Origin of the sequence: Prescottella defluvii, from assembly GCF_000738775.1 — a bacterium.
In the GTDB taxonomy this organism is placed as follows: Bacteria; Actinomycetota; Actinomycetes; order Mycobacteriales; family Mycobacteriaceae; genus Prescottella; species Prescottella defluvii.
In genome coordinates, this window is sequence record NZ_JPOC01000016.1 from 117546 (window position 1) to 127680 (window position 10135).

8 protein-coding genes and 1 pseudogene are annotated in these 10135 nt (G+C 68.7%); 4 read left to right on the forward strand and 5 right to left on the reverse strand.

What is annotated here, in order from left to right:
* The first annotated feature begins 27 nt into the window (after positions 1-27).
* The gene (locus tag IJ15_RS0106070) at positions 28-354 is read left to right on the forward strand and encodes a WhiB family transcriptional regulator (protein WP_407984028.1); all 327 of its coding nucleotides are present in this window, start codon (positions 28-30) and stop codon (positions 352-354) included.
* Between the two features lie 97 nt (positions 355-451).
* Here the strand turns inward: IJ15_RS0106070 and IJ15_RS0106075 are convergent, their stop codons facing one another.
* Together IJ15_RS0106075 and IJ15_RS0106080 are read right to left on the reverse strand one after the other, a co-directional pair.
* A complete protein-coding gene (locus tag IJ15_RS0106075) occupies positions 452-1792 on the reverse strand; it encodes an ABC1 kinase family protein (RefSeq protein ID WP_031937453.1) in 1341 nt (446 codons plus the stop codon).
* Between the two features lie 7 nt (positions 1793-1799).
* Positions 1800-2693, reverse strand: a complete 894-nt coding sequence (locus tag IJ15_RS0106080) for a hypothetical protein (protein ID WP_031937454.1) — start codon at positions 2691-2693, stop codon at positions 1800-1802.
* Positions 2694-2851: 158 nt separating this feature from the next.
* Between IJ15_RS0106080 and IJ15_RS0106085 the strand changes: the two genes are divergently transcribed.
* On the forward strand, positions 2852-3451 hold the full coding sequence (locus IJ15_RS0106085; protein WP_051918541.1) for a M48 metallopeptidase family protein: 600 nt from the start codon (positions 2852-2854) through the stop codon (positions 3449-3451).
* Here IJ15_RS0106085 and IJ15_RS0106090 read toward each other — a convergent pair.
* Positions 3448-4875 (reverse strand): zinc-dependent metalloprotease, encoded by a 1428-nt coding sequence (locus IJ15_RS0106090; RefSeq protein ID WP_031937456.1) that lies wholly within the window; start codon positions 4873-4875, stop codon positions 3448-3450. The two genes, IJ15_RS0106085 and IJ15_RS0106090, sit on opposite strands and share 4 nt — an antisense overlap.
* A gap of 121 nt (positions 4876-4996) precedes the next feature.
* Between IJ15_RS0106090 and IJ15_RS0106095 the strand changes: the two genes are divergently transcribed.
* Positions 4997-6064 (forward strand): YlbL family protein, encoded by a 1068-nt coding sequence (locus IJ15_RS0106095; RefSeq protein WP_031937457.1) that lies wholly within the window; start codon positions 4997-4999, stop codon positions 6062-6064.
* A 12-nt stretch (positions 6065-6076) separates the two neighbouring features.
* Here IJ15_RS0106095 and IJ15_RS0106100 read toward each other — a convergent pair whose 3' ends face one another.
* Entirely contained in the window at positions 6077-6661 is a 585-nt protein-coding gene (locus IJ15_RS0106100; protein ID WP_031937458.1) for a PPA1309 family protein, read from the reverse strand.
* Between the two features lie 229 nt (positions 6662-6890).
* Between IJ15_RS0106100 and IJ15_RS0106105 the strand changes: the two genes are divergently transcribed.
* A complete protein-coding gene (locus IJ15_RS0106105; protein ID WP_231569436.1) occupies positions 6891-9833 on the forward strand; it encodes a UPF0182 family protein in 2943 nt (980 codons plus the stop codon).
* Positions 9834-9936: 103 nt separating this feature from the next.
* Here IJ15_RS0106105 and IJ15_RS26390 read toward each other — a convergent pair.
* Positions 9937-10135, reverse strand: a pseudogene (locus IJ15_RS26390) (hypothetical protein); the annotation flags it as partial.

Below are 10135 nucleotides of genomic sequence, written 5' to 3' on the forward strand. Positions count from 1 at the left end.
CGAAACAGAGGAGAAGACGTGTCTACCGTGACATGCCGAGTACAGACCGAGAGCAACACCGTTTCTGGCGGATTGGCAGTCGGCGGCTCGGCACTCCGGGAGCAGCTGCCCTGCCGAGCCGGGAACCCCGACCTGTGGTTCGCCGAGACCCCCGCCGACCTGGAGCAGGCCAAGTCGCTGTGCGCGCAGTGCCCGATCCGCAGCCGGTGCCTGAGCACGGCGCTCGACCGCGCCGAGCCGTGGGGCGTGTGGGGCGGTGAGATCTTCGATCAGGGCGTCGTCATCGCGCGCAAGAGACCACGAGGGCGGCCACGGAAGAACCCGGCACCCGGGAAGACCCTGGTCTGCGCCTGACCTGACGGTGGCCGAATGTCGCACCGGTTCAGTCGAACTGAACCGGGCGCGGCATTCGGCCACCTGTCGGGGGAGGGGGCACCGAGGGTGCGGGGATCTACGCCCCGTCGAGGGTTTCCAGGTCATGGTCTGCCGAGAATCCCGGGAGCCACTTGGTGAGGATCGCCATGTACGGCGCGTACGCGTCCAACTGCGCGCAGATCCCGACGGAGCCGAGCAGCACCCGGAAGATCATCACGTACTCGGGCGGCAGATTGAGCGCCCGAGCGGTACGGAACTGCGCGCTCGAGAAGTCCGTCGCGGTGCCGGCGGCCTTCTGCAGCCAGGCGCGGGTGAAGTGGAACGAATCGGTGCGGATCGGGTCGGTGAAGGGGCGCAGGTAGTCGGCGATCTCCCGATCGGTGACGGTCCGACCCGGAAGCACGAAACCGTTGTCGCGCAACAGTTCCGCAAGCTCGTCGAACTGCTCGTTCAGTGACAGCCGCACCATCCGGCCCAGCACCGGCGGCAACCCGTCCGGCATCGGAGCGGTGGCACCGAAGTCGATGATGCCCAGTCGGCCGTCGTCGTGCAGCATGAAGTTGCCCGGGTGCGGATCGCAGTGCAGCAGCCCGACACGGGCGGGGGAGACGAAGTGGAACTCCGCGAGCAGGGCCCCCGCGGTGTTGCGCTGCTCGGTGGTGCCACTGCCGATGATCACCGACAACGGTGTCGCGGACATCCATTCGGTGACGACCACCTTCGGGGCACTGGCCACCACGCGCGGCACCACGAACTTCGGGTCACCGTCGAAGACCTTCGCGAACGCGCGCTGGTTGTCGGCCTCGATGCGGTAGTCCAGTTCCTCCTCGGTGCGGGCGCTGAGCTCGTCGAGGACCGGTTTGATGTCGGTGCCGGGCATCACCGAGGTGAACAGCCCCGCGAACCGGGACAGCGTCTTGAGGTCGGCGCGCAGGGCCTCGTCGGCTCCCGGGTACTGGACCTTGACGGCCACCTCGCGCCCGTCCGACCACACGGCCCGGTGGACCTGGCCGATACTCGCGGACGCGGTGGGGGTGTCGTCGAACTCGGCGAACCGTTCCCGCCACCGGATGCCCAGTTGCTGGTCGAGCACGCGATGGACCTGCTTCGCGGGAAGCGGCGGCGCCTCGGCCTGCAGCTTGGTGAGCGCCTCGCGGTACGGCTCGGCGAACTCCTCGGGGACCGCGGCCTCCATGACGCTGAGCGCCTGCCCGAGCTTCATCGCGCCGCCCTTGAGCTCGCCGAGCACCGTGAACAGCTGCTCGGCGGCCTTCGCGGTCAGCTGGGCGTCGATCTCGTCCTTGTCGCCGCCGGCGAGTCGGCGACCGAAGCCCATCGCAGCCCTACCGGCCATACCCAGCGGAATGCTCGCGAGCTTGGCGGTCCGGGCGGAGCTTCTGCGGGGAATGTCGGGCACCAGACCATCATGGCCGAAGATTCGCGGATTCGTCCAAGAAGATTGTCGAACGTGAGCATCCACACCGCGGGTTGCGCGGCCACGGCCGGACCGGGAATCGGTGGCTGACCAGGTCGATCTCCAGGGTCGCGTCGAGACTCGCGGGTGCGGGGTGCGACGACCCGGACAGTGCGAGCTCGAGCTGCCCGAGGGCGACGGCGGCCGTCGCCATCACGGTCGCCGGGCTCGCGTGGCCGACCCGGCCCAGCAGCTGTGCCGCCACGTGCGGCCACTCCTCGTCCGCGGCGCAGCGGGTGAGGTCGGCGCACCGCAGGCAACTGGTGCTGCCCGGCAGCACCAGCGGCCCCACCACACCCCGGCCGTCACGCAACCGGACCTGCAGGTGCGGGATACCGGCGTCGAAGAGCGCCTCCACCAGTCGCGGGTCGGCGATGAGATCGTCGGTGAGGACCACGCACGTGCAGTCCCACCGGGTGATGTCGGTGTCGGCCGTGAAGTGCGTGGACCGGGACACACGGGCCGGGCCCGACGCCAGGCCGGTGGCGATCGCATCCGCCAGCGGGCCGCGTCCGTGGACACGGACGGCCGGTGCGACGTCCGTGCGGGGGACGGTCGGGCACAGCAGCCCGGCGTCGTCGAGTTCCCCGAGCAGCACCGACATGTCGGTGGGGGTGATCCCGAACTCGACGGCACGCCACACGACGTTCGGCCGCGAGGTCCGGCCGTCGAGCAGGTGGAGCACCGCGACGAGCGCCGTCGGCGCAACCGATTCGGGTGGCGTGAGGATCAGGGCTGTGTCGGGGTCCCAGCCGATCTGGATGCGACCGCTGGGACGGATCACTATGGGCAGCCGCGGGTCGAGCGCGGGTCGGCTCGTGCGCGCGACGGATACGCGTGTCATGCGGGAACGATCTCATCCGGGCGCCCGCCGAACCAGTGTGCGCGACGGGTTGTCCACAGGGCCGCACGGTATTCGACGTGCGGTTTCGGGTGCCGGAGCGGATCGGTCGGAAACACGCCGCCCGGAGGTGTCGGACCGGATCGCTAGCGTGGTGCCTCGTGACTGGCTCAGTAGGTGTCGACGGCGACCGGCCGGAGGTCGAGATCCGGCGCAGCGCCCGCCGGCGGCGGACGGTGAGCGCACGCCGCGAGGGCGACAAGGTGATCGTGCTGATGCCGACCGGGCTGTCGGCGACGGCCGAGGCCGAACTGGTCGCCGAGATGCTCGGGAAACTCGCCCGCGCCGACCGCCGTGCCGCGGCGCGGGCCGAGCGCAGTGACGTCGAACTCGCCGAGCGGTGCGCCCGGCTGTCCTCGCGGTGGCTGGGCGGCGCCGCAGTCCCGGTGTCGGTCCGCTGGGTGCCGTCGATGAAGACCCGGTGGGCGTCGTGCACGCCCACCGACGGCACCATCCGGGTCAGCGAACTGCTGCGGACGGTGCCGCCGTACGTCCTGGACTACGTGCTGGTCCACGAACTGGTGCACCTGTACGTGGCGGGCGGGCACAACGACCGGTTCTGGAGCGAGGTGCACCGCTACCCGCGGACGGAACGCGCGATGGGATATCTGGAGGCGTACGCCGTCGTGACCCGGCAGCCGGGTCTGGTGGACGTCGTCGACGACTGCGCTGCCGCCGACGACGTCAACGTGCTCGACTAGGCGTCGGACTCGCCGGAGCCGCCCTGCTCGCGGTTCTTCTCTTCCCGCTCGCGGGCCTCGGTCTGCTCGAGCTGGGCCATCGGATCGTGGAAGGTGCCCGAGTCGCCGCCGAGGATCCGGTCGACGAAGGCGGCGGGATTGTCGAGGTCCGACGAGTCGGGCAGCAGGTCCGGGTGCGCCCACACGCCGTCGCGGGCGTCGACGCCGGTGTCGGTGGTGAGCCGACGCCACAGCTGCGCGGCCTCGCGCACCTTCCGGGGGCGCAGTTCGAGACCGACGAGCGTCGAGAAGGTCTGCTCGGCCGGCCCGCCGGTGGCGCGGCGGCGACGCAGGGTCTCGGTGAGCGCGGCGACGCCGGGAAGCCGTTCCCCGAGTGCCTCGGTGACGACGGTCTCCACCCAGCCCTCGACCAGCGCCAGCATCGTCTCGAGACGTTCGAGCGCCTGCTTCTGCTCGGGCGTGGTCTGCGGTTCGAACGCGCCCTGCTGCAGGATCTTCTCGATCTGCGACGGGTCGGTCAGCGCGGACGGGTCGAGGCCCTGCGCGGCCTCCTCGATCGCGGAGAAGTCCATCTTGATGCCGCGCGCGTAGTCCTCGACGGTCGCGAGCAGGCGCTGTCGCAGCCACGGCACGTGCGCGTAGAGGCGCTGGTAGGCGGCCTCGCGGGCGGCGATGAAGACGAGCACCTCTCGGTGCGGCTGCTCGAGACCTTCGCTGAACGCCTCGATCGCGGCGGGGAGCAGGGCCCCGGTTCCGGCGGGCCCGAGGGGCAGCCCGATGTCGGTGGAGGTGAGCACCTCCTTCGACAGCTGGCCCAGAGCCTGGCCGAGCTGGGACCCGAACGTCAGTCCGCCCATCTGGGTGAGCATGCCGGCCATGGGGCCGATCATGTTGCGGGCCTCCTCGGGCAGGCCCTGGATCCACATGCCGGACACCTGCTCGGCGACCGGGTCGCACAGGCGCTTCCACGTGTCGAGGGTGCCGTCGAGCCAGTCGTTGGGGGTCCACGCGACGGTTCGGGTGGCGCCGGCCGGGAGCGTCGTCGCGCCGTCGAGCCACAGTTCGGCGAGGCGGGACGCGTCGGCGACCGCAGACGCCGTGCCCTCGGTGATCGGGGTGATCGAGCCCATCTGCTGGCGCGCGAGGTTCTTCGCGATGTCGTAGTTGACGGGACCGGTCTGGCCGGTGCCCATCGCGCTACCCATGCCGCTGAGCATCTGGCCGAACTGGCTGAGCATCTGTCCGAGCGCGGCAGGATCGAAGCCGCCGCCCGGCCCGCCGCCGGCGCCGAAAGCGCTCGGATCGAAGCCGAACGGCATCCCCGCCGATCCCCCCTGACCCCCGTCTTGTTCGCGGCCCGTCGAATCCTTCTTACGGTCCGGGTCGTCGTCGGGGCTGGAGAAGCCAAAGGGCAGATCGCTCATAGTTCAACGGTACAAGGCGTGACCGCACATGGCCCGTGCGGAGATCACGCTCACGGCGAACACCGCCGTGGGTTCGGAGGGTTCGGAGGGTCGCGGCGGCGGGCGCTCTATCCTGGGCCTGGTGAACCGACGGATCGTGACCATGCTGGCAGCGTTGGCCCCGGTCGTGGCGCTGGGAGTACTCGGGACGACGGTGAAGGTGCCGTTCGTCGCGCTCGGTCCCGGCCCGACCTTCAACACACTCGGCGAGACCGACGTCGACGAGGACGGCGAGATCGTGCGCAAACCGGTCGTCGAGATCGAGGGCGCCGCGGTGGATCCCACGAGCGGAAACCTCAACATGACGACGGTCGCGGTGCGCGACAGGCTCACGTTGTTCGACGCACTCGGGCTGTGGGCGAGCGGGCGCCAGAGCCTGGTGCCCCGCGAGGAGGTGTATCCCCCGCAGAAGTCGAAGGACGAGGTGCAGGAGGAGAACTCCGCGCAGTTCGCCCGGTCCGAGAACGCCGCTGAACTCGCGGCGCTGCGGTACCTGAACCTCCCGGTCGCGGTGCAGATCGGGACCGTCGGCTCGGACGGCCCCGCCGCGGGTGTGCTCCAGGAGGGCGATCTGGTGCTGCGGGTGGGCGGGACGCCGGTCGACACCGTCCAGGGACTGCAGGACGTGGTCGGCGCCGCCGGCGCCGGATCCACCGTCGACATCACGTACGTGCGCGACGGAGTGGAGACCACGACGCCGGTCACCCTCGGATCCCGGCCGCCCGCCGACGGTGATTCCGTCGACGACGCGAATCGCGGCTACCTCGGTGTCGGCGCGAAGGAGGTGCCGAACGTGCCGTTCACGATCGACTTCAACCTCGCCGACATCGGTGGCCCGTCGGCCGGCCTGATGTTCAGTCTCGCCGTCATCGACAAGCTCAGCCCCGGCGAACTCAACGGCGGCAATTTCGTCGCCGGCACCGGCACGATCGACCCCGAGGGTGATGTGGGGCCGATCGGCGGCATCCCGCACAAACTGATCGCCGCCCAGGAGGCGGGCGCGACGACGTTCCTCGTCCCCGCGAAGAACTGCGACGAGGCACTCGCGAACAAGCCGGACGGGCTGACGCTGGTGAAGGTGGAGACCCTGAGCGGCGCGATCGACGCCCTCGCCGAGATCGACGCAGGCCGGCCTGCACCGGCCTGCTGACGATCGGGGCGGTCAGTCCTCGGTGGCGTCGAGTGTCGCGTACAGCGCGCCGACGAGATTCGGGGCGAGGTTGTCGTAGGTGAGCAGTTCGATGCCGCCGTACGGATCGCTGTCCTCGTCGGGGCGCATCTGCAGCAGCGCCAGCGACGGGCCGTCACGCAGGACCGCGGCGATCAGGCGGGCCTCTCGGCGCTCCGGATGGGATTCGGCGGTCGCCCGGGCGGCCGTGTCGGCGGCGTGCCGATCGGCGAGCAGCGGTGCGAGCGCTTCGTCGAGATCGGACTCGGCGTCCGGCGGCAGGACGATGATCTCCTGCACCAGCGCGCACCCGACCACCTCGGACGGCCAGCTGGTGGTGGCGAGGAACTCGTCGAGCGCGGGGGAGCCGCCCTCGACGTCGTCGGGGAGTGCGGCCTGCTCGATGGGCGTCAGCTCGGCACCGTCGGCGAGCTGATCGAGCAGGGCCGGCTCGGCGGCCGCGACCAGTGCGGTGGGAACGATCGCGAACATCGTGGGCTGCTGACCCCACCCGCCGGCGTCGACGAACTCGACCACTTCCTGCACACATCGGCTCAGAGACTCACTGGACAAGCTCACATTCGCGCCGTCCCCGGGGAAGTTATCCCCGAAGAACCCGCCATCGCTATCGATCACATCCTTATCCTTGCACCATGGGGTAACAGCGACGCGGCTCGGTAGTAGGCGCGACACAGCCGGTCGGTTACGTAGAGTAGGACGAAACGGTCACTCCCAGGTGACGCTGGATAGGTGCCATTGGCTGCGGCGCGAGGGCGTCGCCGAATTGTTGGGAGAGTGGCAAGTGGGCATGCGGCCCCCCGCCGGTTTACCTTCGTTGTCGAAACGCACACGTGTGCTGCTGGTACTGGCGTTGATCGCCGCAGCGCTGTTGCTGGTCGGACCTCGATTCATCGACATCTACACCGACTGGATGTGGTTCGGTGAGGTCGACTTCCGGACCGTGTTCAGCAAGGTTCTGATCACCCGGATCGCGTTGTTCCTCATCGTCGGACTGGTCGTCGGCGCGATCGTGTGGCTGGCGTTGCTGCTGGCCTACCGGTCCCGGCCGATGTTCCTGCCCTCGCCGGGTGCGAACGATCCCGTGGCGCGGTACCGCACCGCGGTGATGACGCGCCAGAAGCTGTTCGGAATCGGCATCCCGGTCGTGATCGGCCTGTTCGCGGGCCTGGTCGGGCAGGCGAGTTGGTCGACGGTGCAGATGTTCTTCAACGGCGACTCGTTCGGGATCACCGACCCGCAGTTCGGCAAGGACATCGGGTTCTACGCGTTCGACCTGCCGTTCTACCAGTTCGTTCTGAACTGGTTGTTCGTCGCGGTGGTCATCGCGTTCTTCGCGAGTCTGGTCACGCACTACATCTTCGGTGGGCTGCGGCTCAGCGGTCGTCAGGGTGCGCTGACCCGGTCGGCGCGTGTGCAACTGGCGATCCTCGCGGGCACCTTCGTGCTGCTCAAGGCGGTGTCGTACTGGTTCGACCGGTATGCGCTGCTCTCCAGCAGTCGTAAGGAGCCCACGTTCACCGGTGCCGGCTACACCGACATCAACGCGGTCCTGCCGGCCAAGCTGATCCTGATGGCCATCGCGATCATCTGTGCCATCGCGTTCTTCGCGGCGATCTTCCTGCGCGACCTGCGCATCCCGGCGATGGCCGTGGCCCTGCTGGTGTTCTCGTCGATCCTGGTCGGCGCGGTGTACCCGCTGATCGTCGAGCAGTTCTCGGTCAAGCCGAACGCGGCCGACAAGGAACGCACGTACATCGAGCGCAACATCACGGCCACCAGGCAGGCGTACGGCATCACCGACGAGAACGTCGAATACGTCCCGTATCCGGGCACCGCCAAGAAGGCTCCGAAGGATGTGCCCGCGGACGTCACGACGATCGCGAACACCCGCCTGCTGGATCCGAACATCCTCTCGCCCACGTTCACCGCGCAGCAGCAGTTGAAGAACTTCTATGCGTTCCCGAAGGCCCTCAACATCGACCGCTACGAGATGAATGGCGAGCTGCGGGACTTCGTCGTCGCGGCACGTGAGCTGTCCCCGTCGAGCCTGCAGGGCAACCAGACGGACTGGATCAACAAGCACACCGTGTACACCCACGGCAACGGCTTCGTCGCGGCCTACGCAAACCAGGTCACGACCGTCAGCGGTGACAGCCAGAACAACACCGGCGGTTACCCGATCTACAGCGTCAGCGATCTGAAGACCAAGCCCGCGGACCCGGCGCTCGCGGTCGAGAACCCGCGCATCTACTACGGACCGGTCATCGCGTCGTCCGACGCGGACTACGCGATCGTCGGCGGCGAGCCCGGCAGTGCGCCGCGCGAATACGACACCGACGACCAGAAGTACACCTACACCGGTGAGGGCGGCGTCGGGATCGGCAACTGGTTCAACCGGCTCGCGTTCGCCGCCAAGTACGCCGAGCGCAACATCCTGTTCTCCGGTGCCATCGGCTCGGATTCGAAGATCATCTACAACCGCGATCCGGCGGAACGCGTCAACAAGGTGGCTCCGTGGCTGACCACGGACGGCACCGTGTACCCGGCCGTGGTCGACGGGCGCATGCAGTGGATCGTCGACGCGTACACCACGCTCGACAACTACCCGTACGCGCAGCGTTCGTCGCTCGAGGGCCTGGTGCAGGACAGCACCAATCAGGCGACGGGCCGGATGCTGCCGAAGAAGGAGGTCTCGTACATCCGGAACTCGGTGAAGGCGACCGTCGACGCGTACGACGGCACCGTCACGCTGTACCAGGTGGACGAGCAGGATCCCGTGCTCAAGGCGTGGATGGGTGTGTTCCCGGACTCGGTGCAGCCGAAGTCCGCGGTGAGCGAGGACCTGCAGGCGCACTTCCGCTACCCGGAGGATCTGTTCAAGGTCCAGCGCGAGATGCTCGCGAAGTACCACGTGGACGACCCGGGCGAGTTCTTCAGTAACAACGCGTTCTGGTCGGTGCCGAGTGATCCGACGGTCGAGACCGACAAGAACCAGCCGCCGTACTACGTGCTGTCCGGCAACCCGGAGACCGCGAAGCCGCAGTTCGTGCTGACCAGTCCGATGGTGGGCTACCAGCGCGAGTTGCTGTCCGCGTACATTTCGGTGCAGTCGGACCCGGAGAACTACGGCAAGTTCACGGTGCTGCAGTTGCCCACGGAGACACAGACACAGGGTCCGCAGCAGGCGCAGACGGCGATGACGTCGAACCAGCGGGTGGCCAGTGCGCTGTCGCTGCTCAAGCAGTCGAACAAGGTCATCTACGGCAACCTGCTGACGCTCCCGATCGCGGACGGCGGCATCCTGTACGTCGAACCGCTGTACACACAGCGAAACTCGACGAACGCGTTCCCGCAGCTAACCGCCGTCCTGGTCAGCTTCACCGACACCACCGGCATCCGGGTCGGCTACGCCCCGACGCTGGCCGAGGCGCTCGACCAGGTGTTCGGCTCGGGTACCGGCAATGTGGCGACGGCCCAGAGTGGGGAACCGGTGACGCCGGGATCGGGGTCGGAGCAGAACACTCCGGAGACGACGCCGGCACCGGCGACCGGCACTCCGCCGCCGGCGGCGCCCGGACAGTCGCCGAGCAAGGACGCCGCGGTCGCGGAACTGGATGCGGCACTGAAGAACCTGCAGTCCGCGCAGCAGGGCGGCGACTTCAAGTCGTACGGTGACGCCCTCGACCGGTTGCAGAAGGCGGTTCAGGACTACCAGACGGCCGGTGGCTGATCGGTAGGCCTGTCGATCCGAGCATGAGCTCGATCCGCTATTGAGCTGAAGGGACCCTTCGTACGCTGCGAGCGTACGAAGGGTCCCTTCAGCTTGTGGGGGCCTAGCTGGTGAGCGCGGCCTTCACGTCGGTGATGGTGGTGCCGTGCTCGTCGAGCAGCTGCTGGAACTGGTCGGCGTAGCCGTGCTGGGCGGCGGTGTCGCCGGCGATCTGCAGGGCCTGGTCCACGTATCCGGCGGCGGTGGCGCGCAGTTCCGCGGGAACCACGCCGACGACGCCGGGGGCGTGGGCCCGGCGCTGC